This is a genomic window from Burkholderia sp. 10_S31 (assembly GCF_056930375.1).
Window position 1 is genome coordinate 231061 of sequence record NZ_JBXOWK010000001.1, and the last position, 26966, is coordinate 258026.

Here is a 26966-nt window from a genome sequence, read left to right on the forward strand (position 1 = left end):
TGACGTATTGCCGTCGAGATTTCGGCCGAAGCACGGGCCGGCAAGGCTTTCGACGCAATGCTGCATCCAGCGCACGAGCGAGAGACGTCTCATCGAACGCGCCGGCTTCTCTGACGCACGACAAATCCTCCGCGCCGATTTACCGCGCAGCGACAACACGTGTCCGACAAGGAAGCGCGATAATTACGCATCGACCGTACATCACGGCGCTCATGCCTTCCCCATTCTTCTCTCGAGTCCCGCCATGGCTGCCATCGACACCACCGCCATCGACAGTTGGCACGCACACGTCTACTTCGACGCCGCGAGCCGCGACGCGGCCTGGGCGTTTCGCCTTGTCGTCGAAGAGCGGTTCGGCACGATCATCGAGCTCGGCCGCTTTCACGAACGCCTCGTCGGCCCGCATCCCGCGTGGTCGTATCAGATCGCGTTCGATGCCACGCGCTTCGACACCATCGTGCCGTGGCTCGTGCTGAATCACGGCGCGCTCGACCTCTTCCTGCACCCGAACACGAACGACGAACTGCGCGACCATCGCGACAGCGCGGTGTGGATCGGCAAGTCGTATGAACTGAATCTCGGCGCGCTAGCGGGTTGACGTGCCGCACGCGTGACATCCACGTTTCGGGTCGCGCTGAAACGTCCGGCAGCGTTGCGTCAATACAGTGGTTCCGTTATCCACGCTTGCCGGAACCCGCCATGACACACCCCGACACCGATGCGCAACGCATTCATCAGGACTGGCACGCCGCCGTCGTCGCACGCGACCTCGACGCGCTGATGTCGCTGTACGCGGACGACGCGATACTCGAAACGCCGCTGATCGTCGTCGCGCTGCCCGACCATGGCTCGGGCGTGCTGCACGGCAAGGCTGCAATCGGCGAATTCTTCGCAGCGGGCCTGCGCAATCCGGGCAACAAGCTCGGACGCTGGTACCGCACGGGCCTGTTCTTTTCGAACGGACGGCAACTCACGTGGGAATATCCGCGCGAAACGCCGGAAGGCGATCAGGTCGATCTCGTCGAGGTGATGGATCTGCGCGACGGGTTGATCGCGCATCATCGCGTCTACTGGGGGTGGGTCGGGTTCATGGCGCTGTGTGATGCAGCCCGGACGGCCGGGCGCGAATGACGCGCGCCGTGCCGTGCACGCTCACGCGACATACATCGCGACGCTGACGAACTGGCACAGGCTGCCGGCCAGCACGAACAGATGCCAGATACCGTGCCCGTGGCGGATACGCTCGTCGTTGATGAAGAAGTAGATCCCCACGCTGTAGATGACGCCGCCGGCCAAGAGCCATGCGGTACCGACCGGTGGCAACGCGTGGATCAGCGGGCGGATCGCGACGAGCGCGAGCCAGCCCATCAGCACGTACAGCACCATCGACACGATGCGTGTGCGCCGTCCGAGCGTGAGTTCCTGCGCAATCCCGAATGCGGCGAGCCCCCAGCTCACGCCGAACAGCGACCAGCCCCACGGGCCGCGCAGCGTGACGAGCGTGAACGGGGTGTAGCTGCCCGCGATCAGCAGATAAATGGCCGAATGGTCGCACTTCTGCAGGATTGCCTTGAGCCGCGGGTTACGCACGCTGTGATACAGCGTCGAGATCGCGTAGAGCAGGATCAGCATCGCGCCGTACACGCTGAAGCTCACGATCTTGTAGGGATCGCCTTCGAGCGCGCCCATCGTCACGAGTGCGACAAGCCCTGCTACCGACAGCACCGCGCCGACGAGATGGGAAATGCTGTTGAAACGCTCACCGACATGCACGACGGGTTCTCCTGCGCGGATTCATCGGAAAAAAGCAGAGCCCTATGATACCGGCGGCCGGATCGCGTCGCGCTGAAGCCGGTCAAACGCTGCGGCGACGGCGCGCGCCAAGCGCCGCCCGTCCCCAAAAAGAAAAAGCGCCGCGAATGCCTTCGCGGCGCTTCCTGGCCCATCACCGGACGGCCTTACCGGCCGGCTTCACCGGTCCGGTTCAGCAACACTTCCCTGCCCCCGACCCATACCGCGCATTCTGACGCTCGCGGAAAAATTCCTCGTACGTCATCGGCTCTCGGTCCGGATGAGTCTCGCGCATGTGCGCGACGTAGGTGTCGTAGTCGGGCAGGCCGACCATCAGCCGCAACGCCTGCCCGAGGTAACGCCCCGCACTGCGCAGGTCGCCGCCAAGATCGCTGAACATCGCGGCCTCCCGTTATCGTCCGCTGCCGAGCGCCTGCGCGGCCGGCATCGCTTCGTACGGCGTCTCGCGCACGGTCGGCTTCGCCTCGCGGCGTGCGCGCAGCACGGCGATCACGCCGTACACCGCGATCGCCACGACGACGAAGATGAACAGCCCGGCCAGCGCCGCATCGATGTAATCGTTGAAGATGATCCGCTTCATCTGCGCGATCGACTTCGCCGGCGCGAGCACCTTGCCTTCGTCCACGGCGGCCTGCAGCTTCGCGGCGTGCGCGAGGAAGCTGACCTTCGGGTTCGCGTCGAAAATCTTCTGCCAGCCGGCCGTCAGCGTGCAGATCAGCAACCACACGGTCGGCACGATCGTCACCCACGCATAGCGCTCACGCTTCATCTTGAACAGCACGACGGTGCCGAGCACCAGCGCGATGGCGGCAAGCATCTGGTTCGAGATGCCGAACAGCGGCCACAGCGTGTTGATGCCGCCGAGCGGATCGACCACGCCCTGGTACAGGAAGTAGCCCCACGCGGCCACGCACAGCCCGGTGGCGACCAGGTTCGCGGGCAGCGACTCGGTGCGCTTGAGCGCCGGGTGGAACGTGCCGAGCAGGTCCTGCAGCATGAAGCGGCCCGCGCGCGTGCCGGCGTCGACGGCCGTCAGGATGAACAGCGCCTCGAACAGGATCGCGAAGTGATACCAGAACGCCATCATCGCTTCGCCGCCGATCACCTGGTGCAGGATGTGCGCCATGCCGACGGCCAGCGTCGGTGCGCCGCCCGCGCGCGCGATGATCGTGGTTTCGCCGACGGCCTTCGCGGTTTGCGTGAGCATGTCGGGCGTCAGCACGAAGCCCCATTGCGTGACGGTGTTGGCAACCGCTTCCGGCGTCGAGCCGAGCACGGCGGCCGGCGCGTTCATCGCGAAGTAGATGCCCGGTTCGATCACGCACGCGGCGACCAGCGCCATGATCGCGACGAACGATTCCATCAGCATCGCGCCGTAACCGATGAAGCGCGCGTTGGTTTCGTTGTCGATCAGCTTCGGCGTCGTGCCCGACGAGATCAGCGCGTGGAAGCCCGACACCGCGCCGCACGCGATCGTGATGAACAGGAACGGGAACAGGTTGCCCGACCACACCGGGCCCGTGCCGTCGACGAACTTCGTCAGCGCGGGCATCTTCAGTTCCGGTGCGACGACCAGGATGCCGATCGCGAGGCCGAGGATCGTGCCGATCTTCAGGAACGTCGACAGGTAGTCGCGCGGCGCGAGCAGCAGCCACACCGGCAGCACCGATGCGACGAAGCCGTAGCCGATCAGGATCCACGTGAGCTGCGTGCCGTTGAACGTGAACCAGGCGGCGAGCGTCGGCGAATCGTGCACGGACTGGCCGAACGCGATCGACGCCATCAGCAGCACGAAGCCGATGATCGACACTTCGCCGATGCGGCCCGGACGGATGTAGCGCGTGTAGACGCCCATGAACAGCGCGATCGGAATCGTCGCGGCGACGGTGAACGTGCCCCACGGCGAATTCGTGAGCGCCTTCACGACGATCAGCGCGAGCACCGCAAGGATGATCACCATGATCAGGAACGCGCCGAACAGCGCGATCACGCCGGGCACCGTGCCGAGCTCCATCTTGACGAGGTCGCCGAGCGAGCGGCCGTCGCGGCGCGTCGAGATGAACAGCACGATGAAGTCCTGCACCGCGCCGGCGAACACGACGCCGGCCAGGATCCACAGCATGCCGGGCGTGTAGCCCATCTGCGCGGCGAGCACCGGCCCGACGAGCGGCCCGGCACCGGCGATGGCGGCGAAGTGATGGCCGAACAGCACGTACTTGTTGGTCGGCACGTAGTCGAGGCCGTCGTTGAACTTGACCGCCGGCGTCATCCGCAGCCCGTCGAGCTGCATGACCTTGCTGGCGATGAAGCGGCTGTAGAAGCGATATGCGATGAGATATACGCAGACTGCGGCGATCACGATCCAGAGCGCGCTGACGCGTTCGCCGTGCGCAAGTGCGATCGTCCCGAACGCGAACGCGCCGAGCAGCGCGACCGCGATCCAGAGCAGGGTACTGGAAGCCCGATTCATGGCGTCTCCTGGTCTCCTATGTGGTTTTGAGTGGATCCGGCAAGGAGCCGAACCCGCGTGACGTCGATGCGTCGTGCCGCGTCTCGTGGAAGCCGCGGCAGTGGGCCGTAGTATTCCGCGCGACGGGGGCGGCTTACAAGCGCACAACTACGTACGCGGTGCTACGTAAAATTACGTAGGCGAGCGTCTGGAGCAGTCTGGAGCATCGCCGGGCCGCGATTGATCGCCGCCGGCAAGCCACGTACAGTATTCGCGTGCCTCGATTCAGGAACGACCATGCCCACCGGATTTCAGCAGATGAACGCGAATGGCGACGATTTCGTCGTCGACCTGCGCGGCCGCCGCGATGCCGCGCATCGCATCGACCGCGGCCCCGCATCGCGCATGGGCGCGCGGGCAGCATGAACGACGACGCCCAGACCTTCCACGCGCTGCGCCCGCGCCTGCAGAAGATCGCGTACCGGATGCTCGGCTCCGTCGCGGACGCCGAGGACATCGTGCAGGACGTCTGGCTGCGCTGGCACGAAGCGGCGCGCGACGGAATCGAGAACGGCGAGGCGTGGCTCGTCGCGGTCACGACGCGGACCGCGATCGACCGCCTGCGCGCGGCGAAGATCCGGCGCGAGCATTACACCGGCATCTGGCTGCCGGAGCCCGAGCTCGGCGAATCGCCGGCCACACCCGAGGAAATGACAGAGCGCGCGAGCGACGTATCGGTCGCGTACCTGATGCTGCTCGAACGGCTGACGCCGGAAGCGCGTGCGGCGTTCCTGCTGCGCGAAGTGTTCGACGTCGACTACGACCGGATCGCCGACGCGATCGGCAAATCCGAAGCCGCGTGCCGGCAGCTCGTCAGCCGTGCGAAGGCCCAATTGCGCGACGACGACCGGCCGCGCTACCTGGTGCCGCACGAAACGCACCGGCAACTGCTGCAAACTTTCTCGCACGCGCTCGCGCAAGGCGACTTCCCGTCGATCCAGGCGCTGCTCGCCGAAGACGCGATGCTGATCGGCGACGGCGGCGGCAAGGTCCAGAGTTTCCCACAACCGATGGTCGGCGGCCGCCGCATCGCCCAGCTGTTCTACGCGACGTGGCTGCGCTGCGGCAGCGGCGTCGAGATGCGCCCGGTCGTACTGAACGGCGAATGGGCGATGCTGCGTTTCATCGCGGGGCAGCTCGAATCCGCGATGTCGTTCGAGACGGACGGCACGCGCATCGTCCGGATCCTCGTGCAGCGCAACCCGGACAAGCTCGCGCGGATCGCGGCCGCGTGCGGTGGTGCCGACCAGCGCCTGATATCCGAAGACTGAAAATCGTAGCGCGCGCCGTGCCGCGATCGTGGCGGCATTGGTGCAGCACATGCAACACGATGCGTCCCTCCGCGTGGCTACCGCGCGCCGCTACGCGCTCCTAACATGATTTCACGCGGCGCCCTGCCGCCCCATGACACCCGCCGAGCGCGGGCAAGCCTTTTTGTCGCCTGGAGAAATCATGACGCAGCGTCTCAACTACATGCATCAATCGCCGGAGCTGTTCAGGCAGTTCCTCGAACTCAGCAACGTGCTGCGCACCAGCGCGATCGAGGAATCGATCCGCGATCTCGTGTCCGCGCGCGCATCGCAACTCAACGGCTGCGCATTCTGCCTCGACATGCACGTGAAGGAGGCACGCCTTCACGGCGAGCGCGAACTGCGCCTTCATCATCTGGCGACGTGGCGCGAATCGACGCTGTTCTCGCCGCGCGAGCGCGCCGCGCTCGCATGGACCGAAGTGCTGACGAAAATCCCCGAGCACGGCGTGCCGGACGATGTCTACGATCGCGTGCGCGGCCAGCTGTCCGAAAAGGAATTGTCAGACCTGACGTTCGAAGTGATGGTGATCAACGGCTGGAACCGCGCGAACGTGGCGTTCCGCACCGCACCGGGTTCGGCCGACAAGGCATACGGCCTCGACAAGGCGAATCTCGCCTGACGCCCGCGCCCGGCTGCGGGCAGCCCCCCTCCTTCGCCGCCGGCTGTCTGCCGGCGGCCCTCACCGGAAACCATCCCATGATTCGCTTGAAACATGCCGTCGCGGCCGCGCTCGTCGTCGCGGGGGCCGCAACCAGCGCCGTCCACGCGGCGCCCTCTGCCATCGTCACGCCGCTGATGACGAAACCGCTCGACGACTATCCGGGCAAGGAAGCGCAGATGATCTCGGTCGAGTATCCGCCCGGCGCGGTGGACCCGGTCCACCGGCACCACGCGCCCGCGTTCGTCTACGTAGTCGAGGGCTCGATCGTGATGCAGGTGAAGGGCGGCGAACCCGTCACGCTGAAACCGGGCCAGACGTTCTACGAAGGCCCGGACGACCTGCACACGGTCGGACGCAACGCGAGCCGCACGAAGCCCGCGAAGTTCATCGTGCTGTTGCTGAAGGACAAGGGCGCGCCGGTGTTCGTGCCGGAGAAATAATCGGCTCGCCGGCCGCCGCGGCCCTTTTTTCATAAAAATACGGCGGACGGTGTCACAGGTGGCGGCGCTGAAACGTCTAGACGCATATGGACAACACGATTCTCGCGCCTCCATGTCAGACACCTCCATGCCAGACACCTCCATCCGCCGCCCCGACGCCGACGATCCGTACGCACGAAGCTTCTCGAGCTGCTACGCCGGCGTCGTCACTTTCCTTGCCGTCGTCACCGAAGGCAGCTTCGCCCGCGCCGCCGACCGCCTCGGCGTCGGCCGCTCGTCGGTCAGCCGTCACGTGCAACGGCTCGAAGAGCGGCTCGACGCGCGCCTGTTCCAGCGCACGACGCGCAGCATGTCGCTGACGCGCGAAGGCGAGCGCTTCTACGAGAACTGCCGGCCGGGCATCGAACATCTCGCGCAGGCGCTCGACGACATGCGCGAGTTGCGCAGCGGGCCGCCGAGCGGGCATCTGCGCATCGGTTCGACGCCCGGTTTCGGGCGCAAGATCATCGCGCCGCTGCTGCGCGATTTTCACGCGCAGTATCCGGACATCACGCTCGAGCTGCTGCTGAACGACCGCCCCGTCGACTTCTCCGCCGACCGCGTCGACGTCGCGTTTCGCGACGGACGCATGGAGGACAGCGCGATCGTCGCGCGGCAGCTGATTCCAATGCAGATGATCGTCTGCGCGTCGCCGTCGTATGCGCATCGGCACGGTCTGCCGCGTCACGTCGACGAGCTCGCGAAGCATCGCTGCATCAACCTGCGCACCGCGTCGGGCCGCGTGATCGAGTGGGAATTCAAGGTCGACGGGCTCGCGCAGCAGCGTCAGCCCGCCGCGCATCACACGTTCAACGACATGGATCTCGTCGTGCGCGCGGCACTCGACGGGCTCGGCATCGCGCAGCTGCCGGCGTACCAGGTGTGCGACCTGCTCGCCGACGGACAACTGGTGAGCTGCCTCGGCCGGCATGCACCGGACGACGGCGGTCATTACCTTTGCTATCTCAGCCGCAAGCACCTGCCCACGCGCATCCGCGTGTTCATCGACTACATGATCGAACAGACGCGGGCGCGCGACCTGCAGTGCCTGACGACGATGACGACGCTGGCGCCGGCGGAAACGGAAACGGAGACGGAAACGGTCGATTGATGCAGGGCGCGCAACACCGTGGGTACCTGCAAGGCACTACCGGATCACGCGGCGCATGCCTACGATTCGGGCAGGCCGAACGACACGCAAGCCGGATCGCGTGCGGTTCCGCAACGTGCCGGCGCGATCGCGTGAATGCGGTGGGCGCCGGCTTCGACAGGTTCAAGCGGCGTGCATGTCGCGCGCCCGTTCAAGGAGAGCAATCGTGAAAATCGTCGTAATCGGTGGCACCGGCCTGATCGGCAGCAAGGTCGTCAGAAACCTCGTGGCGCGCGGGCATGACGCCGTCGCGGCAGCACCGTCGACGGGTGTCGACACGATCACGGGCGCCGGCCTCGACGAAGCGCTGGCCGGCGCGGACGTCGTCGTCGATCTCGCGAACTCGCCGTCGTTCGACGAAGCGACCGTGAAGGCATTCTTCGAGACGTCGGGGCGCAACCTGTTCGCCGCGGAACGCGCGGCGGGCGTGCGCCATCACGTCGCACTGTCGGTGGTTGGCACCGACCAGCTGCAACAAAGCGCGTATTTCCGCGGCAAGATCATCCAGGAGAACCTGATCCGCGAAGCCGGCGTGCCGTACACGATCGTGCGCTCGACGCAATTCTTCGAATTCGTCGGCGCGATCGCGCAAGCAAGCACCGAAGGCGACACCACGCGGCAGACCACCGCATTCTTCCAGCCGATCGCATCCGATGACGTCGCAGCCGCCGTCACCGAATTCGCGCTCGATGCGCCGCGCAACGGCATCGCTGAAATCGGCGGCCCCGACCGCGTGCGGATCGCCGACCTGATCGAGCATTTCCTGTCGGTCACGCACGATGCGCGCACGGTGGTCCGGGACGCGGGCGCCGACTACTTCGGCGCGGTGCTGCAGGACGACACGCTCGTCCCCGGGCCCGGCGCGCGCCTCGGTGCGACGACCTTCGACGCGTGGTTCCGCCAGAACCAGGCCGCACGCTGAGCCGCACCGCAGGATCACGCACACCATGACGCCATTGCGCCCGCCGCCGCTGTCGCTGCTTGACAAGTATCGCGGGCGCGAACCGCAGACGCTCTACTCGACGACCGTGACCGTCACCGGCGGCGCGGCGGAGCATGGCCGCGCATCGGGCGTCGCGCGCTCCGACGACGGACGTCTCGACGTGGCGTTGCGTTTGCCGTCCGCGCTCGGCGGGTCCGGCGACGGGCCGAATCCCGAACAGCTGTTCGCCGCGAGCTACGCGGCATGCTTTCATGGTGCGCTGAGCCTGCTGGCCGCGCGAGCGGGGGTGTCGATCGCCGGCGCGTCGGTGTCCGCGTCGATCGACTTCTGCCGCGATCCGATGGACGGGCTGTTCATGCTGAACGCGGACATCCGCGTGCGGCTGCCGGGCGTCGAACGCGCGGTGGCGGAGGAGCTCGTGCGCAATACCGAGCGCTTCAGCCCTTATACGAAGATGGCGCATCAAGGCATCAGCCACGTCGTGGCGCTCGCAGCGCCGGACGACACACCGAAAGGCTGATTGCAAACGCGGTGCCCGGCGCATCGCGCGACGGGCGCCGCACGAACGATGCCGATCAGTGCTTGTCGTCGACCTTCTTCGGCTTCGGCGGCGACGGCACCTTCGCGTACTGGAATGCCGGCGTCGCCTTCAGCGCATCCTTCGTCGCGCCCGGCAGGTAGATGTTGCCGTTGCGCGCGTCGAGCGACGCGATCGGCACCGCGACGTCATGCGCGGCCACGCCGAGGAAACCGCCGGCCGACACGATCGCCGCCGACACCGAGCCGTCCGGTGCGACGATCAGGTCGCGCACCGTGCCGACCTTCTGGTTCGCGTCGTTGTACACGGCCTTGCCGAGCACGCTCTTCTTCACGCTCCAGCCTTCGAGCAGCGCCTGCGACTGCTCGACGGTCACGCTGAGCGGCTGTGTGCCGGCGATCTGCGCGTGCGCGCTGACGCTCGATGCGAGGACGGTTGCTGCGATGAGGGTCTTGTAGAACTTCATGTGTCTTGCACTCCGGTTCGGTTGTTGTTGATTCCGGGAGCGAAGCGACGCGGGCGCAACGGCTGATCGGTGAGCACCCCGCGCTTCGTCGGTCGCATGGCAGACGGCCGCGCCGCCACTGCGCGTGTGCATGACGGGCCGGCGTGGCCGGGCCGCAGCGTGCAACACGGCTTTCATGGTAGCGACAATCGCGGGATCGTGCGCTCAGCGTGCAAGGCGGCCGGCGGGCGGACTGGATGGAGATCAACGATCGTGCGGAAAGGCGGTGCGCGCGGCGCGGAAAAACAAGCGCCGCGGCATGTCGTTCAGCAGAACATGGGGGCAGACAGGCAACCGGCCTTCACCGGTGCCTCGGACTACGCGGCGAGCGCCACGCAGTCACACTGCGTCACGCGTTGCGCGAATACACGCGGCGATGCCGCACCGCGTCGGCCAGCACATCGAGCACCGGCTCGGTCTGCGACCAGCTCAGGCACGCATCGGTGATCGACACGCCATACTTCAACGGCACGCCCGGCTTCAGATCCTGACGCCCGGCCTCGAGATGGCTCTCCACCATCACGCCGATGATCCGGTGCTCGCCCTGCGACAGCTGCCGCGCGAGATCCTGCGCGACATCGATCTGCCGCTCGTGCGACTTGTTCGAATTCGCATGCGAGCAATCGACCATCACCTGCTCGCGCAATCCGCTCTTGCGCAGCACCGCGCAGCTCGCTTCGACGTGCTCGGCGTCGTAGTTCGGCCCGTTCTTGCCGCCGCGCAGGATCACGTGCGCGTCGTCGTTGCCGCGCGTCTCGAAGATCGCGGCCATCCCCATCTTCGTCATCCCCATGAACGCATGGCTCGCGCGCGCGGCGACGATCGCGTCCGACGCGACCTGCACACCGCCGTCGGTGCCGTTCTTGAAGCCGATCGGGCAGCTGAGCCCCGACGCGAGCTGACGATGGCTCTGGCTCTCGGTCGTGCGCGCGCCGATCGCGCCCCACGCGATCAGGTCGGCGATGTATTGCGGGCTCAGCAAGTCGAGGAATTCGGTCGACGCCGGCAGGCCGAGCGCGTTGATGTCGAGCAGCAGTTGCCGCGCGGCGCGCAGCCCTTCGTTGATGCGGAAGCTGCCGTCCAGGCGCGGATCGTTGATGTATCCCTTCCAGCCAACCGTCGTGCGCGGCTTCTCGAAGTACACGCGCATGGTGATCAGCAGGTCGTCCTTCAGCGCATCGGCGGCGGCCTTCAGGCGGCGTGCGTAGTCGAGCGCCTGGTCGTGGTCGTGAATCGAGCACGGGCCGACGACGAGCAGCAGCCGGTCGTCGCGGCCGTGCAGGATGTCGCCGATCGCGCGGCGCGTGTCCTCGACGAGCGTCTGTGTGGCGGCCGGCACCGGCAACTCGTCCTGCAGCAGCGCGGGGGAAATCAGCGGGCGCACGGCGCCGATGCGGACGTCGTCGATGCGCGTGGTGTCCTGGGTCGCGTCGGCGCTGCCTACCTCGCGATCGTGGGAAGGATTGTCGAGGTTTTGCATGGAGATTCTCCGGGGGACGTCTGGAATGATGGGCAGGCTCGATTATGGCACTCGCGCGGGGCGGCAGCGACGCGCGGCGCGGTCCGAGGCTGCCGGCCATTCGGCCGAGTGGTCGCGTGTCACCGAAGTGCCGTACGATCGTGGCTGTCCGCTGCCGATGCGCCCGTCGTTCGACGCAGGCGGCACGACGCACCATCCGTCCGTGATTGACCGCTCGCAACTCGACCCGACCGCCAAGATGACCGTATCCGAACTGCTCGGCGCCATCCGCCAGCCCTACGCCGACCTGCTCGCGCAAGCGGCAACGCAACCGGCGGCCGTCGTCGAACCGGCCTTCCGGAAAGCCGACGGCACGCTCGCCACCGAAGGCCCGCTCGCGCTGCCGTGCCGCGCCGACATCGTTCGCACCGAAGGCGAATCGGCCGGCCAGCCGGCGATGGTCGACTCGACCGCGCAACTCGATTTCGAGCCATTCGCGTTCGAACTCGAAACGGCGACCGTATCGATCCGGCCGTTCGTGTGGGACTGGGCCACGATCGAAGCCGACGGTCTCGCCGAAGCCGCGGCCACCGACGTGTTCAAGACATGGTTCTTCGCGTGGTTCGACGCCGACGACGAAGGCGTGCCGGCCGAAGACGGCCTGCACGGCATCGTTCACTATCTGTCGGAGCCGGCACGCACGGAGCAAGGATGGCGCGTGAACGCGGATCTCGGTTCGGCGCCGGGCGCGGCCGTCGAGGACCTCCTGTTCCGGCTCGTCGACGCGGGCGCCACGCGCATCAGCGTCGGTTGAATCGCCTCTTCACCACGCACATGTCGATATGAAAAAAGCACTCGCCGCGTTGCTGCTATGCATCGCATTGCCCGCGTCGGCCGAAGTCAGCACGGAAGTGCTGTGCTTCAGGACGACCGGCGACAAACCCGTGCGCTTCGAGCTGCGCACGTATTACGACGACGTCGCCAAATGGCAAGGCGGTGTCGTCCGGTACGCGAAATCGAAGTCGGCGATCCCGCTGCTGCTCAAGCACGTGGATCAGGAAGAACTCGCGGAAGGCCGCCCGTACCAGTTCACGACAACCTGGTGGGAAATGGTCGACGGCAAGATCAACGGTGAGTACGAAATGATGAGCCAGGGTGCGATCGTCTATTCGATGACGTACACCCATGCGCGTACCGGCAAGAAGACCGATTTCGCGTGGGCGCAGGACGTCGATGCGTCCGGGAAGACAGGGTGCCGCTGGTAGTGCGGGTGCGGGCCGCAGAGCGAGGCAGGTTCATCATCCGGCGCACCCGCAGGCGCGCCGGTATCGAGTTGGTTCAGGCGCCCCGTCAGCCCGCGTCGCCCGGTGCGTCGACGTCGATTCCGAGTTCGGTCGCCATCCGCTGAACGAGTGCGTTCAGCCGCGCCACTTCATCAGCAAGCCGCTTCTGCTCGGCCTTCAACGCCTCGAACTCCGACGGCGGAACGGAATCCGCGCCGCCAACCGCATCGGAACCGGCGAAATCGGCAATGTTCACCTCGCCGCACATCAGGTGCATCCAGCGGTTCTCGCGCGCACCGGGCGCACGCGGCAGCCGGACGACGAGCGGCTGCGCACGCGCCGCGAGTTCGTCGAGGAACGCCTCGACCGACGAGATATCCGCGAAGCCGTGCAGGCGCGCGCTGTTCAGGCGCAGTTCGGCGGCCGTCTGCGGGCCGCGCAGCAGCAGGATCGTCAGCAGCGCGATCGCCTGGCTCGGGATGCCGAGCACGCGGTTCATGTTGTGCTCGAAACGCGGCACGCGGCTGCTGCTGCCCTCCATCACGAGGCTCAGGTGCTTGAGCCCGTCGAGCGCGGTCGTGACTTCGTCCTCGCTGACGTTCATCACCGGCAAGCGCGCGGTTTTCTGGTTGCAGCCCGCGGTCAGCGCATTCAGCGACAGCGGATAGGTGTCCGGCACCGTGTGCTGCTTCTCGACGAGCACCCCGATAATGCGGGCCTCGAGGGGCGTGAGTTCGCGCAGGGCGCGTGGCGTGGGCATGTCCGGCGTGGTGTTCATGGATCGTGTCGCAGCGTGCAGCAGGTGAAGGGAAACGGTCGCGGCCCGTCCGGCGTCGCGAAAGGGCGAGCCATATGATAGCTCGCGACGTGGGGCCCGGCGCCACTCGCACGACGGCGCGCGAACTTGCCGCAGCCGGCATTCGTCCGAACGTATCGGGCGGGCGGCACCGCGCGACGATGCGTGCGGGCGGCGTCGCGTATTCTCGCGCCGAGTCAGCGCCCGCGCGCGGCGTCGCCGAGCGTTTGCGCGTTTGCGCGTCGCTCAGGCCAGCGCTACGATACGCGTTCACCCGGAGACGCGCCGCCGCACGCGGCCGCCTTCGCACGCAACGCCAACCCCGCGCATCGCCCGTCCCGCACGCCGTGTCGCCGCGCATGCGCGCCACGCCACTCGTCAACACGGTTCATCCGTTCACCCGTTCACCGCCATGACTGCATCCTCTTCAGCGCCGAACGTGCGCGCCATCGTCACCGGACACACACGCGGCCTCGGCGCGTCGCTCGCCGAACAACTGCTGCAGGAAGGCATCGCCGTGCTCGGCGTGTCGCGCAGCCGTCATCCGTCGCTCGCCGCGCAGGCTGGCGAGCGCTTCGCCGAAATCGAACTCGACCTGTCGGACACGTCGGCCGTCGCGACCTGGCTCGCCGGCGACACGCTGCGCCGCTTCGTCGACGGCGCGTCGATCGTGCTGCTCTTCAACAACGCGGGCATCGTCGATCCGATCGGACCGCTCGACGCGCAGGACCCGACGCTCGTCGCGCGCGCGGTCGGCGTGAATGTCGCGGCGCCGCTGATGTTGTCGGCCGCGCTCGTGCAGGCGGTATCGGCCCCGACCGAATGCCGGATCCTGCATGTGTCGAGCGGCGCGGCGCGCAACGCCTACGCGGGCTGGAGCGTCTATTGCGCGACCAAGGCCGCGCTCGATCATCACGCACGCGCCGTCGCGCTCGACGCGAATCGCGCACTGCGGATCTGCAGCGTCGCGCCGGGCGTCGTCGATACCGGCATGCAGGCGACGATCCGCTCGACCAGCGAAGAGAATTTCCCGATGCGCGAGAAATTCGACCAATTGAAGGCAAGCGGCGCGCTGTCGACGCCCGAGGCCGCCGCGCGGCAGCTCATCGGCTACGCGCTGAGCGATGCGTTCGGTTCGGCGCCGACGGCCGACGTTCGCGAACTGCCCACGACCTGATCCGGGATAGAATTTCGCGGTTGCCTTTCCCCCCAAAGGATTCCCCGATGGTCACGAAGACCACCGCACCGTTCCAGCAAATCAAGACGCTCGTTCGCCAGAACGTCGATGCGGGCGACTGGCGCCCGGGGGACCGCATTCCGTCCGAACTCGATCTCGCCGCGCAATTCGGCGTCGCGCGCATGACGGTCAACCGCGCGCTGCGCGAGCTGACCGAGGAAGGCGTGCTGAAGCGCATCGCGGGCGTCGGCACCTTCGTCGCCGAAATGAAGCCGCAGTCGAACCTGCTGATGATCGCGCACATCCGCGACGAGATCCGCGCGCGCGGGCACGAATATCGCTGCCGCGTGCTCAGCCAGTCGCGCGAGCCGGCCTCGTTCGACGTCGCGGCCGCGTTCGGGCTGGCGGTCAACACGCCGGTCTTTCACGTGGTGTGCGTGCATGAGGAAAACGGCCGCCCGATCCAGCTCGAGGATCGCTACGTGAACCCGGCCGCCGCGCCTGAATTCATCGACCAGGATTTCCAGGTCGAGCCGCCGTCCGAGTACCTGTTCAACAACGTGTCGCACTACGAACTGGAGATCGAGCACGTCGTCGATGCGTCGCTGCCGACCGGCGAACAGGCGCGGCTCCTCGACATGCGCGCCGACGAGCCGTGCCTCACGCTCACGCGCCGCACCTGGACGAACGGGCTGCCCGTCACGTTCGTGCACTTCCTGCATCCGGGCAACCGCTACCGGCTCGGCTCGCGCTTCAAGCCGGGCGCCGGACGTCACCAGACCTGAACCTGCTTCAGCACCTGAAAACGACCACGCGCGGCCGCCGCTTCATCGCGAAACGGCCGCCGCGCGCGTGCTCCTGCGTGATGTCGTCGTTCTGCGCCGCTCAGATCGCTCCGACCTGCCCCGCATCGCGCGACCACACGACCGGAAACAGCGCATGCTCGAGCGGCGCGCCGTCCGGCAGTTCGTCGGCCAGCCCCGGGAAATCCGGCGACGTCTTCCAGCGGCGCGGCGCGTGGCGAATATCGTCGCCGACGAAGCGGATCGAGAACGCGCGCCGGCGGTTCTGCGTCCCGCCCGACGCATGCAGCGTCAGCATCCGGAAGCACACCATGTCGCCCGGCTCGAGCGCCCAGTGGCGGATCGGGAATGCGCTACGGTCGGCCTCGATGTCGGGCAGGTCGGCGAGGCTGCCTTCCGGAAACCACTTCGCCTCCTTGTCCATGAACGTGCGGGGCATCAGCCACGGCCCCTGGTGCGAACCCGCGACGAATTCCAGCGTCGATTCGAGCGGCACCGGATCGACCGGAATCCACATGCTGACGTTGTCGTCGCCTTCGATGTTGTAGTACGGCTGGTCCTGGTGCCACGGCGTGCGCTGCCGCGTGCCGGGCTCCTTCACGAGCAGGTGGTCGTGATGCAGCCGCACCGTCCGCGTGCCCATCAGCGCCGCGGCCACCGATGGCGCGGGCGAACGCACGATGAAGTCGCGGTATGCGTCGTTGTGCCGCCAGTTGCAGAAGTCCTCGAAGAACCAGCCCGGATCGTCGGGCCGGCTCGCGACTTTTGCGCGCTCGCTCGGCTGCGCGAGGTTCGCGTCGATGCCGGCACGCAGCGCGGCCACTTCGTCGGGCGAGAAGATGCCCTTGATGCATACCGCGCCTTCGTCGCGGAAGGCGGCAATCAGTTCGGGCGTCACGGCTTTCGCGACGCGGTCCTGGATACTCGTCATGGCTTGCCTGTCGATTGAGTGAATCACGGGATCATGGGGATCATGGGGATCATGGGGATCATGGAGGTCATCGGGTCATGGCGCGGCGGTCAACTGCTGCTTCGCACCGTAGATGTCGAAGTCGAAGTATTTCGCGGCGATCTTCTGGTACGTGCCGTTCGCGCGGATCGCGGCGATCGCGTCGTTCAGCCGCTTCCTCATGTCGGCGTCGCCCTTGCGCACGCCCATCGCGACGCCGTAGCCGGTGATGCGCACGTCGGTCACGTCGGGGCCGGCGAACGCGTAGCCCTTGCCGCGCGGCGTCTTCAGGAACGAATAGCCGGCCTGGGTCTTGTCCTGGAACGTCGCGTCGAGACGGCCGTTCACCAGATCCTGATACACCTGGTCCTGGTTCTGGTACGACACGATCGTCACGCCCTTGGTCGCCCATTCGGCCTTCGCGTATGCCTCCTGCGTGGTGCCCTGGTCGATCCCGATGCGCTTGCCGGCGAGCGACGCCGCGGTCGGCAGCAGCTTCGAGCCGGCCGGCGCGACGAGCGCGCCCGGCGACGCATACAGCTTGTTCGAGAAGTCGATCTGCTTGAGCCGCTCGTCGGTGGCCGTCATCGCGGACATGATCACGTCGAACTTGCGCGCACGCAGCGCCGGAATCATCCCGTCGAAGCCCTGCTCGACCCACACGCATTTCGCATGCAGCTGCTCGCAGATCGCATTGCGCAGGTCGATGTCGAAGCCCGCGAGCGAGCCGTCGGGCTGCTTCGCCTCGAACGGCGGATAGGTGGGATCGATGCCCCAGCGGATCGTCGCCGTGTCCTGCGCGAACGAGACGAGCGGCGCGAACGCCAGCGCGGAAACGACGAGCTTTGCAGTGCGGTTCATGGTGTGTGTCCTTGTGGTCTCGACGTGGCGGGCAAGCGCCGGGCGTCCGTTGGGGAGCGTCGTGCCGGGAGGCCCGGCACGGGTACGCGAAAGACGGGGACTTCGATGAAACTGCGATGCAGTCTAGACCGCTTGATTTTTGAACGCAAGCGGGGGAAATGGAGGTGGGCGAATTGGGAAAGCTGAAGGCAAAATCAGGAATGACGTTTGATTGATGGCCTAAAAATAGCCATTTTTTCAGATTTTTCTTATATTTTTAGCGTTCACCCTGGCATGATGTTTAGCTGCAACAGAACAAGTTTTGGCGAATATTCGCGAAAATATGCCTATACAGCGCGGCCGACCATAGCTGTCTCGATACTTCTGCATCGGCGTCACCGAGCGCTGCCTATACCGCATCAGGAGTCACAAGTGGCGACGAGCATCGTTGAGATGTAAGATATACTTTACATTCGCGCGCGATGAACCTGCGTCGGGAGGTCAGCATGCAACTCTATGAAATCGGTCAGGCCGTTGCGAAACGGAGGGCCGAACTCGATCTCACACAGGCTCAGCTTGCAAAACTCGCCGGATTGTCTCGCCTCACGGTGAATCAGCTTGAAACCGGTAAGGTCAAGGATCTTGGCGTCAACAAGCTGATCCCGTTGCTCGGCGTGCTCGGCATCGAACTCCTGGCGCAGCCGCGCCCCCCCCAAAGCGGTCTCTACAAGGCCGTTGTGAGCTCGAACGTCAGCTATAAGGGCGAATTGACCGAGCGACTGCTGGCCGACGCGCTGACCACGGGACACATTCCGGCGGGATACGAATCGCAGATCTCCGTCATCCTCGACGAAGTGCCGTTGCCGGTGGTAGTCAAGGCCGCCGAAGAAGCTGCCGAACGCTCCGGTACGCCACTTCGCGCCATCTGGAAGAATCTTGCCGCATGGTCGAAAGATCTTCATCTGTACCGGGAGGTATGGGCATGATTACACCAGCCGCCTTGCCCGACGGCCGTGGCAAGGCCTTTTCCGTCAAGCATTGACGCTCATCGCGGAAATCCAGAAGTACGGCACGTCCCGTCCGTTCTGGACGTTCGGTGGCGGCACCGTCCTCATGCTGCGTCACGGACATCGTGTCAGCAAGGACATCGACATCTTCATACCCGACCCGCAGTATCTCGGATACGTGAACCCGCGTATCAGCGACGCCGCGTCCGACATCACGACCGAGTACGAGGAACACGCCGGCTTCGTGAAACTGGTGTTGCCCGACGGTGAAATCGACTTCGTGGTCTCTCGAAACCTGATGTCCCCCGGTTACGACGAATGGACGTTAATGGACCACGTCGTCAAGGTCGAGACTTCAGCGGAAATCGTGGCCAAGAAAATGTGGCATCGCGGAGATCGCCCTACCGCGCGCGACCTGTTCGATCTCTGTCTGGTCATCGAACGGGAACCGGAGAGCTTGATGGAGGCAAGTGCATTTCTCGTGCGCCATCGCGATACCTTCCTGAGTCCGCTCAACGAGCACCGTGCGTTCGTGCAGTCGCGCTTCGACGCTATCCTGACACTCGGCTATACACCGTCGTTCGACTACTGCGTGAATCTGGCCGGCGAGTTCCTCCAACAGCTTCCTGACACCAGCACCGCGCGCAAATCGCGCCCCCGCTAACCCTACCGCCCTCCCCGCCACCAGAATCCGCTCGATCTGCGCATACCCGCGGCTGCGCGCATGCTGCAGCGGCGTCTCGCCGTTCGAATCGGCGAGGTTCACGTTCGCCTTCGCATCGACCAGCAATTGCACGATCCGCACACGGCGCTCGCTGCCGTCGCCGAGCATGATCGTCTCCAGCAGCGCGGTCCAGCCGAGCCAGTTCACATGATCGACATTCACGCCCGCGTCGATCAGCGTGCGCACCGCCTCCACGTGATTGCCCTGCGTCGCGAGCAGTAGCGCCGTGCGGACCTCGCCCGCGTCACAGCGATCGGCCGCGCGGCACAGCCACCCCGCGAGCGCGTCTCCGTCGGCGGCCGCGACGGCCAGGTGAGCGTCGTCAACTCCAACGCCCCGACGATCGCGATCCGATTGAACAACATCCGGTGTCCTCCTTGCATGTCCGCCCGCGCAGCCGCGCCGGCTCCGGCGAAACCGCGATTGCCCGCGGGCTCGGGCCATGTTAAAAGTCGTCGCACATATTTGGAAATGAAATGCTCGAATCCAGAAAAGTGTGGAAATGAATAGACCTTTGTTCGACCTCGACCTGTTGCGCGCACTCGTGATGGTCGCCGACTGCGGCAGCTTCACGACCGCGTCCGCGCGCCTGCATTCGACGCAGTCGACGGTCAGCCAGAAGGTGCGGCGGCTGGAGGAGATCGCCGGGCATCGCCTGCTCGACCGCGGCACGCGCGACGTGCGGCCGACCGACGCCGGCGTGACGGTGTTGAGCTACGCGCGACGCATGATCGCGCTGAACGACGAGATGCTGGAAGCGCTGTCGGGGGCGACCGTCGCGCTGACGATCCGGCTCGGCGTGCCCGACGATTTCGCGGCGGGCCGCACGACCCATGCGCTCGCCGCGTTCAAGCGCGATCATCCGCAGGTGAAGCTCGAAGTGATGTGTGGGCTGAGCCGCGACATCTGCGCGGCCTACGATCGCGGCGAGCTCGATCTCGTGCTGATCAAGCAGCGGCGCGATAGCCGCGAGGCGGTGGTGCGCTGGCCGGAGAAGCTGCGCTGGATCGACAGCGCGCAGCATCCGACGATCGACCTGGACCCGGTGCCGATCGTCGTGTTTCCGCCGCGCGGGCTCTATCGCGACGACATGATCAAGGCGATCGAGGAACGCGGCCGCCGCTGGCGGATCAGCTTCACGACGTCGAGCCTGAGCGGCATCCAGGCGGCCGTCGCGGACGGCCTCGGCATCAGCGTGCTGCCCGCGCGCGTGGTGACCGACGACCACGTGGTGCTGACCGACGAGCACGGCGGCTTCGCGCCGATCGAGAACATGGACATCGCGATCCTGCATCGGCCGACGGCCGATCCGATGGTCAGCGAACTGACGAAGGCGCTCGCGGCGATGCTCGAACACGAGCGGGAATGAGCGCAGCCGTCGCGATGCGGTGCCCGGCTCAGACCAGCGCGCCGTTGCGCGCGACGATCTTCCCCGCCGACACGACGAGCCGCCGCGTCGGCCGCGCGACGACGGCCTCGGCGAACGTCAGCGCATCGACGAGCACGACGTCCGCACGCTTGCCCGCCTCCAGACCGTAGTCGGCGAAGCCGCAACCGCGCGCCGCGCCGTGCGTCACGCAGTCGAGCGCGACTTCGAGCGCGTCGTCGCGGCGGAAATCGTTGCGCATGCCGATCAGCATCGCGCGCTCCAGCATGTCGGGCGAACCGTACGGCGTCCACGTATCGCGCACGCCGTCGTTGCCGCCGATGACGGTCACGCCGGCCGCGCGGCAGGCAACGACCGACGGCACCGGCACCGCGGCCGGCGCGGTCGTGACGATCGCGACGCCGAGTTCGGCCATCCGCGCGAGCAGCGCGTCGCGCTCGCGTTCGGCGATGTCGCCAAGGCAGAAGCCGTGGCTGATCGTGACCTTGCCCTGCATGCCGAGCGCGGCCGTGCGCTGCAGGATCAGGTCGAGCGAATAAGCCCCCATCGACCCGCGCTCGTGCAGGTGCAGGTCGAGCCCGCGGCCGTGGCGCTCGGCGATCCCGAACAGCACGTCCACCGCCTCGACCGGATCGCCTTCGATCGTGCACGGGTCGAGGCCGCCGAGCAGGTCGGCGCCCGCGCCGAGCGCGTCGGACAGCAGCGCGGCCGTGCCGGGGCGCTTGAGCACGCCCGACTGCGGAAACGCGACGATCTGGATCTCCACCTGGCCGCGCAGCGTCTCGCGCGTCGCGAGCACGCCGTGCAGATGCCGCAGCCCGGCCTCGGTGTCGACGTCGACGTGCGTGCGGATGCGCGTCGTGCCGGCCGCAAGGAACGCGCGCGACAGCGCAAGCGACGCGGCGCCCGCATCGTGGCCACTCGTCGCGCGGTAGTGGCGCTCGTTCTCGATGCGGTCGACGAGGCGCGGCCCCACCGCGTTGCGATACCACGGCATCCCCCAGTGGGTCTTGTCGAGGTGCGTGTGGCCTTCGACGAGGCCGGGCAGCGCAAGTGCGAGCGCGCCATCCTCGATCGCGCAGCCGGCGGGTGCGGCGAGCGACGGCCCGACGCGCGCGATGCGCTCGCCTTCGATCAGGATATCGAGCGCTTCGTCGGCGTGGGTGCGGACGTTGCGGATCAGCAGGTTCGTCATGTCGGTTCCAGTGTGGTCGGTCAGTGCAGGACCGTCACGATGCACGCACCGCGACGGCAATCAGGTCGTCATCGCGTGAAACGCAGCGCCGGTGCGAACGGCGCACCGGTGTCGCTTTCGCCGCGGCGGAACACCCAGCGTTCGGCCGGCACGCCGGCGACGGCGGCCGCCGCATTCGGTGCGCGCACCGCGACGAAGCTCGCGTCGCAGCCGACCGCGATACCGTAGTTGTCCTTGCCGATCGCACGCGCGCCGGCGTGCGTCGCCATGTCGAGCGCGATGCCGAGCGCTTCGTCGGTGTAAAAGCCCGAGCGGTAGCCGACCATCATCGCGCGCTGCAGCATGTCGCCGTTGCCGTACGGCCACCAGGCATCGCGAATGTTGTCGTTGCCGGCAAATACGTGCACGCCGGCATCGCGCAGCTGCTGTACCGGCGGGAATGCACAGTCGCCCGGCGCGTTGGTCAGGATCGACACGCCGGCGTCGGCGAGTGCCGCGGCCGCACGCTCGACGTCGCCATGGCCGACCTGGCCGAGCGCATACGCATGGCTCACGTTCACGCGGCCGCCAAGCCCCGCCGCGCGCGTGCGCGCCGCGATCCGCAGCAGTTGCGCGATGCCGGTCGCGCCCGGTTCGTGCAGGTGGATGTCGATCTTCGCGCCGCGCTTCTCGGCGATGCCGAACACGATGTCGAGCTGGCCGTCCGCGTCGCCGTCGAGCGTCGTCGGGTCGATCCCGCCAACCACCTCCGCGCCTTCGCGCACGGCCGCGTCGAGGATCGCGGCGGTGCCCGGGCACGTCACCACGCCGGCCTGCGGGAACGCGACCAGTTCGATGTCGACGATCCCGCGCCACTGTTCACGCGCGGCCATCACGGCCTGCAGGTTCGACAGGCCTGTCGTCGCGTCGACGTCGACGTGGCTGCGCATCGCGATCGTGCCGAACGCGGCGGCCTGCGCGATCAGCGCATTCGCGCGCTCGACGATCGGCGGCGCGGCCGCGAGCTGGCGCTTCTCGACCGCGAGCCGCTCGCGCAGCGAGCCGACCGGTTCGTGCGGCACCCAGCGGTCGCCGACGAAGCTCTTGTCGAGATGGATGTGGCCGTCGACGAAACCGGGCAGCACGACGCGCCCGCCAAGGTCGATCGTTTCCGCACCGGGCGCGGCCGTGCAATCGGCACCGATCGCGACAAAGCGGCCGTCATGGACGACGAGATTGATGGGCTGGCCGCCAGCATCGACGGCGTGGGTGAAGAAGCGATCGGTCATGACTCGGAATGGGTGGGCGGTCGCTGCGCGACGCCGGCACGGGCAGGGGAAGGAACCGCGGCCGACACGGCGCGACCGCTGGCAGGGAATGCGGTCACGATATCGGACGGGGCGACCAGTGGCCAATTAAATGTCGCGATGCCACGCATTCGATTTCGCGATGTGCGGTGCGCATGCCCGCCGGGTCTGGCGCGGTGACGGGGCGGGATCGCGGTGGGCGCGGTGGGCGCGGTGGGCGCGGTGGGCGCGGTGGGCGCAGTGGGCGCGGTAGAGGCAGCGAAAGCGGCGAAAAGGCCAACGACCCCGCAAGCGCGCAGCGTCACCGGAAGCAGGCACCCGGAGACCCCGTCGCCCCGTTACCGTTGCTCACTTCAGCACCCCGCGCGGCCGGCGATTTGCGCGGCAACAGACTTTACACGTTGTTACCCGGCCGCACCGGACGCGCATCCGCCCTTTCCTTATACTCACGCCGAGTTCGCCACCCGTCCTGGAATTCGTCGGCGAACACGTTGCCGATGCAGGGAAACACCATGATGCGCATGCCTTCCACGAAGACCGTCCTGTTCGCCACGCTCGTCGCCGTGGCGGCGCTTCCGCTGACCGCCTGTGTCGCGCCGGGCTACTACGGCGCGCAACCAGGCTATCCGCAGCAGCAATACGCGACGCCCGGCTATGCACAGCCCGCGTATTCGCAACCCGGCTACGTGCAGCCGCAGCAACCGGCGTATCCGAGCCAGGCGCCGCAGTACGACCAATACGGCAACCCGCAGCCTTACGGCGGCCAGTACGGCAACGGCTACGGCACGCAATACGGCACCGTCGCGAACATCCAGCCGGTCAACGGCTCGGTCGGCACGTCGGGCGTCGCCGGCACCGTCGTTGGTGCGCTGGTCGGCGGCCTGGTGGGCAACCAGTTCGGCCGCGGCCACGGCCGCGATGCGGCCACCGTGATCGGCGCGCTCGGCGGCGCCGTCGCCGGCAACCAGATCGGCCAGCAGATGGGCGCGGCCCAACCGCCGAGCAGCTACCGGATCGACGTGCAGGTCAGCGACGGCTCGACACGCTCGTTCGACGTACAGTCGCCGGGCGACCTGCGCCCGGGCGATCGCGTGCAGATCAACGGCAATCAGCTGTCGCGGTATTGATCCGGCTCGCATGCGCCTGAGCTGATCGGGCGCGTATCCACGATTTCGCGCGCTCCACGCCGTGCGCCGCTTCGGCGCGACGGCGGGCGCGCATCGCTTCATCCCCTTCCTTCAGGCAGCGCGGCACGCTTGTCGCGTACGGTCCTTCACCGTCATCTTCCGCATACGGTCGACGCTCGCGCGAGCAAACGCGTTTCGGCTTAGCATTGTCGATGCCCTGCCGCGCATCGCGCCGCAGATTCCGACCGCCCAGCAAATCGACAACGACAATCCCGGCCGATGATCACGATCCGCCTGCTCGACGCCGCCGATGCGGCGCAATTCCAGTCCGTCCGCCTCCGCGCGGTCGACACGTCGCCGACCTCGTTCCTGCCGACCCGCGCCGAAGAAGCCGGCGTCCCGGTCGACGAATTCGCGACGCGCATCACCGCCACCCATGAGCGCGCCGTGTTCGGCGCATTCGACGACGCATCGCTCGTCGGCATCACGGGCGTGCGCCGCGATGCGCGCGCCAAGGTCGCGCACAAGGCGACGATCTGGGGCGTGTTCGTCGACCCCGCGTATCGCGGGCGCGGCATCGCGCAATCGCTGCTCGACAGCGCGACCGCGCATGCGGCACAGGCGTGGGAATGCAGGCAACTGATGCTGTGCGTGAACGCGATCAACGGCACCGCGGAACGGCTGTACGCGTCGCAAGGGTTCGTCCGGTTCGGCACGGAACCGCGCTCGCTGCTCGTCGACGGACGCTTCTACGACGAACACCACATGGTCAAGACGCTGGCGTAACGCGTTCGCATTCAGCCTCGCGTTCGCGTGCATCGATCGGCCGCATGCGAACGCGCTCCTCCCCCATCACCTCACCGCGTGTCGGTGATCGTCGCATTGACCGCCTGCCCGGCGATCGTCACGTTCGTCAGCGTCATCGCGCTCACGTTGAACGCATAGATCGGCCCCGGCGACGTGACGGTCGGCGTGCCCGACGCGACCGGCGTGCCGAAGTCGCAGTTGCTGATCGTCACGCCGGAAATCGGCTGCACGGCGGGCGGCGGCGGCGTGCCGTTGTAGTCGAACGCGACCGGCCCCTGCGCAACGATCGCCTGGAAGCACGATGCGGTCACGCCGTTCAGCGTCACGTTGCTCGCCTTCACGTCCGAGATCGTCACGTTCTGCACGACCGGTGGCCGCGTGCGCACCGCGTCGTTCGCGGGCTGGTAGTCGCAGTCGAACGTGACGATGCCGCCCTGCGCGGCCGACGGATTGCCGGCCGCCGGCGTGACGACGCCGAGCGGCACGCTCGCGTTGATCGGGCTGCCCGCGAGCAGCGCGCTGCCGTAGCCGCCGCCCTTCAGGTTCACGCCGTTCGGCAGCGAAACGCCCTTCACGTGGAAGTCCTTCACGTAGCCGCCGCGGTTCATGTTGGTCTTCACGCGAATCGCGATGTTCAGCGGGTTGGTCTGCCAGTTCGCGTTCAGCATCGACAGGTTGGTCGCGTAGATCTGCTCGACGCCGCCGCCCATCTCGCTGCCGAGCGTGATGCCGCCGTGCCCGCTGTTCATCGTGCAGTTGCGGATCAGGTGTCGCTTCGCGGGGCCGTATTCGGTATCGAGGTCCTTGCCCGACTTGATCGCGATGCAGTCATCGCCGGTGTTGAACGTGCAGCCTTCGCACAGCACGTCGGTACACGCATCCGGGTCGAAGCCGTCGTTGTTCGGACCGACGCTGTTCGTCGTCACGCCACGCATCACGACGTTGCGGCTCGCGGTCGGATGGTGCTGCCAGAACGGCGTGTTCTGCGTCTGGTAGTTCTCCATCAGCACGTTGATACAGCCGATGAATTCGACCATGCATGGCCGCAGGTAGTGGCCGATGCCGAAGATGCGCTGCTCGACCGGCACGCCGGCCTCGGACAGCGCGGGCAGGTAGTTCTGGTCCTGCTGCCACGGCGTGACGGGCGACGTGAGCAGTGTGTAGAGCGCATCGGGAATCGCGGGTGCGACGATCCGCAGGTCGACGTTGTTCGGATTCGCGAACGACTGGCTCGGCACCGTCGCGCTCGCGCCGTATGCGCCCGACGAGCCCTTGTAGGTCCACCAGCACACGCTGCTGCTGCCAGAGCCGGAGAACGGCGTCATCGCCTGCCCGTTCAGTATCGACGTCGGCCCTTCGCCGGTCAGCGCGATGTTCGTCGCGTTGCGTGCATAGACGGGCGCGCCGTAGTTCAGGCAGTCGTTCGCCTGCCAGCGGCTGTAGTACAGACGGCCGTTCGCGCCGCAGTCGACCGGGCCATCCTTTGCATAGTCGGCCGGGTTCGGGCTGAAGTAGATCGTGCAGTGCGCGCTCAGGTGGAAATTGACGTTGCTTTGCAGCACGATCGGCCCCGCGCAGTACCAGTTGCCGGGCGGCACGACCACGCGGCCGCCGCCTTCGCGCACGCATGCGTCGATCGCCGCGAGAAATGCCGGACGCGAGTCGAATGCGCCGGGCGCGGTCGTCAGTTCGGAACCGGGGCTGACCGGCGATTTCGCTGCCGGGTACGGCGACGTCTGCGCGACGGTCGCGCACGCACGCGCACCGTAGTGCGTGACGTCGAAGTCGCGCCTGCGGAACGCGAGCCGCGACACATGCGCGAGCGACGCGGCAATGCGCGCCGCCGCGCCATGCTCGCCCCACACGAGGTCGACCGCCGACGCATTGGACATGCTGCCTCCCGCGAGCGCCCGGGTGGCCGCGAACGGTCCGCCGAGCATGGCGCCGCCGGCAAGTGCGCCGGTCCAGCCGATGAAGTCACGGCGCGATACCCGCTTCGGCGAGCGGGACCGGGCCGACGAAGGCGAACGGTGGCGGTTGGCGGCCATGAGACTCCTTCAGTGTAGGGACGTCGACTCGCGGGTGGCGGATCGCTATTTATACGTCGTCGTACTACATTGCGCAGTCTAGACGCGATCGAAGCAGGACGTGTATTTGTCGTTTACCCTGTTTTTATTGATTGAATACTCTGTATGTGTGCGCACACTCACATTCAT

The 26966-nt window shown here is 66.9% G+C and carries 30 protein-coding genes and 1 pseudogene; 19 read left to right on the top strand and 12 right to left on the bottom strand.

Annotation, left to right across the window (positions count from 1 at the left end):
* Positions 1 to 244 precede the first annotated feature (244 nt).
* Together AC1Z3W_RS01040 and AC1Z3W_RS01045 are read left to right on the top strand one after the other, a co-directional pair.
* A complete protein-coding gene (locus AC1Z3W_RS01040; protein ID WP_057925551.1) occupies positions 245 to 598 on the top strand; it encodes a DOPA 4,5-dioxygenase family protein in 354 nt (117 codons plus the stop codon).
* Between the two features lie 101 nt (positions 599 to 699).
* Positions 700 to 1131, top strand: a complete 432-nt coding sequence (locus tag AC1Z3W_RS01045) for a nuclear transport factor 2 family protein (RefSeq protein WP_483506668.1) — start codon at positions 700 to 702, stop codon at positions 1129 to 1131.
* 21 nt (positions 1132 to 1152) lie between these two features.
* On the opposite strand, the gene trhA is transcribed toward AC1Z3W_RS01045, so the two are convergent.
* From trhA to AC1Z3W_RS01060, 3 genes are all read right to left on the bottom strand, one after another.
* Positions 1153 to 1773, bottom strand: a complete 621-nt coding sequence (gene trhA, locus AC1Z3W_RS01050) for a PAQR family membrane homeostasis protein TrhA (RefSeq protein WP_057925549.1) — start codon at positions 1771 to 1773, stop codon at positions 1153 to 1155.
* A 211-nt stretch (positions 1774 to 1984) separates the two neighbouring features.
* Complete coding sequence (locus AC1Z3W_RS01055; RefSeq protein WP_006761279.1) at positions 1985 to 2191, bottom strand: YbdD/YjiX family protein; 207 nt, start codon at positions 2189 to 2191, stop codon at positions 1985 to 1987.
* A 12-nt stretch (positions 2192 to 2203) separates the two neighbouring features.
* Positions 2204 to 4282, bottom strand: a complete 2079-nt coding sequence (locus AC1Z3W_RS01060; RefSeq protein WP_057925548.1) for a carbon starvation CstA family protein — start codon at positions 4280 to 4282, stop codon at positions 2204 to 2206.
* 276 nt (positions 4283 to 4558) lie between these two features.
* On the opposite strand from AC1Z3W_RS01060, the gene AC1Z3W_RS01065 reads away from it, so the two are divergent.
* The 7 genes from AC1Z3W_RS01065 (at position 4559) to AC1Z3W_RS01095 (ending at position 9387) form a co-directional block, all read left to right on the top strand.
* Positions 4559 to 4687 carry a hypothetical protein gene (locus tag AC1Z3W_RS01065; protein WP_260428188.1) on the top strand — a complete coding sequence of 43 codons (129 nt, stop codon included), beginning with the start codon at positions 4559 to 4561 and terminating at the stop codon, positions 4685 to 4687.
* On the top strand, positions 4684 to 5592 hold the full coding sequence (locus AC1Z3W_RS01070) for an RNA polymerase sigma-70 factor (protein WP_483506671.1): 909 nt from the start codon (positions 4684 to 4686) through the stop codon (positions 5590 to 5592). The genes AC1Z3W_RS01065 and AC1Z3W_RS01070 overlap by 4 nt, the downstream gene beginning before the upstream one ends.
* Positions 5593 to 5773: 181 nt before the next feature.
* Entirely contained in the window at positions 5774 to 6253 is a 480-nt protein-coding gene (locus AC1Z3W_RS01075) for a carboxymuconolactone decarboxylase family protein (protein ID WP_057925546.1), read from the top strand.
* Between the two features lie 77 nt (positions 6254 to 6330).
* Positions 6331 to 6735 (top strand): cupin domain-containing protein, encoded by a 405-nt coding sequence (locus AC1Z3W_RS01080; protein ID WP_057925545.1) that lies wholly within the window; start codon positions 6331 to 6333, stop codon positions 6733 to 6735.
* Positions 6736 to 6862: 127 nt separating this feature from the next.
* The gene (locus AC1Z3W_RS01085) at positions 6863 to 7885 is read left to right on the top strand and encodes a LysR family transcriptional regulator (RefSeq protein ID WP_057925544.1); all 1023 of its coding nucleotides are present in this window, start codon (positions 6863 to 6865) and stop codon (positions 7883 to 7885) included.
* Positions 7886 to 8090: 205 nt separating this feature from the next.
* Positions 8091 to 8846 (top strand): SDR family oxidoreductase, encoded by a 756-nt coding sequence (locus AC1Z3W_RS01090; RefSeq protein ID WP_483506673.1) that lies wholly within the window; start codon positions 8091 to 8093, stop codon positions 8844 to 8846.
* A gap of 25 nt (positions 8847 to 8871) precedes the next feature.
* Positions 8872 to 9387 carry an Ohr family peroxiredoxin gene (locus AC1Z3W_RS01095; protein ID WP_057925542.1) on the top strand — a complete coding sequence of 172 codons (516 nt, stop codon included), beginning with the start codon at positions 8872 to 8874 and terminating at the stop codon, positions 9385 to 9387.
* 55 nt (positions 9388 to 9442) lie between these two features.
* Here AC1Z3W_RS01095 and AC1Z3W_RS01100 read toward each other — a convergent pair whose 3' ends face one another.
* Together AC1Z3W_RS01100 and AC1Z3W_RS01105 are read right to left on the bottom strand one after the other, a co-directional pair.
* Entirely contained in the window at positions 9443 to 9871 is a 429-nt protein-coding gene (locus AC1Z3W_RS01100) for a PRC-barrel domain-containing protein (protein ID WP_057925541.1), read from the bottom strand.
* Between the two features lie 388 nt (positions 9872 to 10259).
* Positions 10260 to 11390, bottom strand: coding sequence for a 3-deoxy-7-phosphoheptulonate synthase (locus tag AC1Z3W_RS01105; RefSeq protein ID WP_057925540.1), 1131 nt, complete (start codon positions 11388 to 11390; stop codon positions 10260 to 10262).
* 238 nt (positions 11391 to 11628) lie between these two features.
* Here AC1Z3W_RS01105 and AC1Z3W_RS01110 point away from each other — a divergent pair, with 238 nt between their 5' ends.
* Together AC1Z3W_RS01110 and AC1Z3W_RS01115 are read left to right on the top strand one after the other, a co-directional pair.
* On the top strand, positions 11629 to 12183 hold the full coding sequence (locus AC1Z3W_RS01110; protein ID WP_057925717.1) for a hypothetical protein: 555 nt from the start codon (positions 11629 to 11631) through the stop codon (positions 12181 to 12183).
* A gap of 28 nt (positions 12184 to 12211) precedes the next feature.
* Positions 12212 to 12634 (top strand): hypothetical protein, encoded by a 423-nt coding sequence (locus AC1Z3W_RS01115; RefSeq protein ID WP_057925539.1) that lies wholly within the window; start codon positions 12212 to 12214, stop codon positions 12632 to 12634.
* An 85-nt stretch (positions 12635 to 12719) separates the two neighbouring features.
* Here AC1Z3W_RS01115 and AC1Z3W_RS01120 read toward each other — a convergent pair whose 3' ends face one another.
* Entirely contained in the window at positions 12720 to 13430 is a 711-nt protein-coding gene (locus AC1Z3W_RS01120; protein ID WP_057925538.1) for a YceH family protein, read from the bottom strand.
* 430 nt (positions 13431 to 13860) lie between these two features.
* Between AC1Z3W_RS01120 and AC1Z3W_RS01125 the strand changes: the two genes are divergently transcribed.
* Positions 13861 to 14625: an SDR family oxidoreductase gene (locus AC1Z3W_RS01125; protein ID WP_124832607.1), complete on the top strand. Its 765-nt coding sequence runs from the start codon at positions 13861 to 13863 to the stop codon at positions 14623 to 14625.
* A 47-nt stretch (positions 14626 to 14672) separates the two neighbouring features.
* A complete protein-coding gene (gene hutC / locus AC1Z3W_RS01130) occupies positions 14673 to 15410 on the top strand; it encodes a histidine utilization repressor (protein ID WP_057925536.1) in 738 nt (245 codons plus the stop codon).
* Between the two features lie 100 nt (positions 15411 to 15510).
* On the opposite strand, the gene AC1Z3W_RS01135 is transcribed toward hutC, so the two are convergent.
* A complete protein-coding gene (locus AC1Z3W_RS01135) occupies positions 15511 to 16359 on the bottom strand; it encodes a phytanoyl-CoA dioxygenase family protein (protein WP_057925535.1) in 849 nt (282 codons plus the stop codon).
* Positions 16360 to 16434: 75 nt separating this feature from the next.
* A complete protein-coding gene (locus AC1Z3W_RS01140; protein ID WP_057925534.1) occupies positions 16435 to 17238 on the bottom strand; it encodes an ABC transporter substrate-binding protein in 804 nt (267 codons plus the stop codon).
* A gap of 485 nt (positions 17239 to 17723) precedes the next feature.
* On the opposite strand from AC1Z3W_RS01140, the gene AC1Z3W_RS01145 reads away from it, so the two are divergent.
* The 3 genes from AC1Z3W_RS01145 to AC1Z3W_RS01155 are packed head-to-tail and all read left to right on the top strand — an operon-like array spanning position 17724 to position 19170.
* Complete coding sequence (locus AC1Z3W_RS01145; RefSeq protein WP_057925716.1) at positions 17724 to 18203, top strand: helix-turn-helix domain-containing protein; 480 nt, start codon at positions 17724 to 17726, stop codon at positions 18201 to 18203.
* A 52-nt stretch (positions 18204 to 18255) separates the two neighbouring features.
* Positions 18256 to 18888 (top strand): nucleotidyl transferase AbiEii/AbiGii toxin family protein, encoded by a 633-nt coding sequence (locus tag AC1Z3W_RS01150; protein ID WP_483506675.1) that lies wholly within the window; start codon positions 18256 to 18258, stop codon positions 18886 to 18888.
* Between the two features lie 60 nt (positions 18889 to 18948).
* On the top strand, positions 18949 to 19170 hold the full coding sequence (locus AC1Z3W_RS01155) for a hypothetical protein (protein WP_057925533.1): 222 nt from the start codon (positions 18949 to 18951) through the stop codon (positions 19168 to 19170).
* Here the strand turns inward: AC1Z3W_RS01155 and AC1Z3W_RS01160 are convergent.
* A pseudogene (locus tag AC1Z3W_RS01160) lies at positions 19126 to 19392 on the bottom strand (hypothetical protein); the annotation flags it as partial. The gene AC1Z3W_RS01155 and the pseudogene AC1Z3W_RS01160 overlap by 45 nt on opposite strands.
* 58 nt (positions 19393 to 19450) lie before the next feature.
* On the opposite strand from AC1Z3W_RS01160, the gene AC1Z3W_RS01165 reads away from it, so the two are divergent.
* The gene (locus AC1Z3W_RS01165; RefSeq protein ID WP_057925532.1) at positions 19451 to 20317 is read left to right on the top strand and encodes a LysR family transcriptional regulator; all 867 of its coding nucleotides are present in this window, start codon (positions 19451 to 19453) and stop codon (positions 20315 to 20317) included.
* Between the two features lie 28 nt (positions 20318 to 20345).
* On the opposite strand, the gene AC1Z3W_RS01170 is transcribed toward AC1Z3W_RS01165, so the two are convergent.
* Together AC1Z3W_RS01170 and AC1Z3W_RS01175 are read right to left on the bottom strand one after the other, a co-directional pair.
* Positions 20346 to 21530, bottom strand: coding sequence for an amidohydrolase family protein (locus tag AC1Z3W_RS01170; RefSeq protein WP_483506676.1), 1185 nt, complete (start codon positions 21528 to 21530; stop codon positions 20346 to 20348).
* Between the two features lie 68 nt (positions 21531 to 21598).
* Positions 21599 to 22798 (bottom strand): amidohydrolase family protein, encoded by a 1200-nt coding sequence (locus tag AC1Z3W_RS01175; RefSeq protein ID WP_483506678.1) that lies wholly within the window; start codon positions 22796 to 22798, stop codon positions 21599 to 21601.
* Between the two features lie 530 nt (positions 22799 to 23328).
* Here AC1Z3W_RS01175 and AC1Z3W_RS01180 point away from each other — a divergent pair.
* The gene (locus AC1Z3W_RS01180; protein ID WP_057925530.1) at positions 23329 to 23943 is read left to right on the top strand and encodes an outer membrane lipoprotein; all 615 of its coding nucleotides are present in this window, start codon (positions 23329 to 23331) and stop codon (positions 23941 to 23943) included.
* 279 nt (positions 23944 to 24222) lie between these two features.
* A complete protein-coding gene (locus AC1Z3W_RS01185; protein ID WP_124832604.1) occupies positions 24223 to 24729 on the top strand; it encodes a GNAT family N-acetyltransferase in 507 nt (168 codons plus the stop codon).
* A 71-nt stretch (positions 24730 to 24800) separates the two neighbouring features.
* Here AC1Z3W_RS01185 and AC1Z3W_RS01190 read toward each other — a convergent pair whose 3' ends face one another.
* Positions 24801 to 26798: a glycosyl hydrolase family 28 protein gene (locus tag AC1Z3W_RS01190; protein WP_483506679.1), complete on the bottom strand. Its 1998-nt coding sequence runs from the start codon at positions 26796 to 26798 to the stop codon at positions 24801 to 24803.
* Positions 26799 to 26966 lie beyond the last annotated feature (168 nt).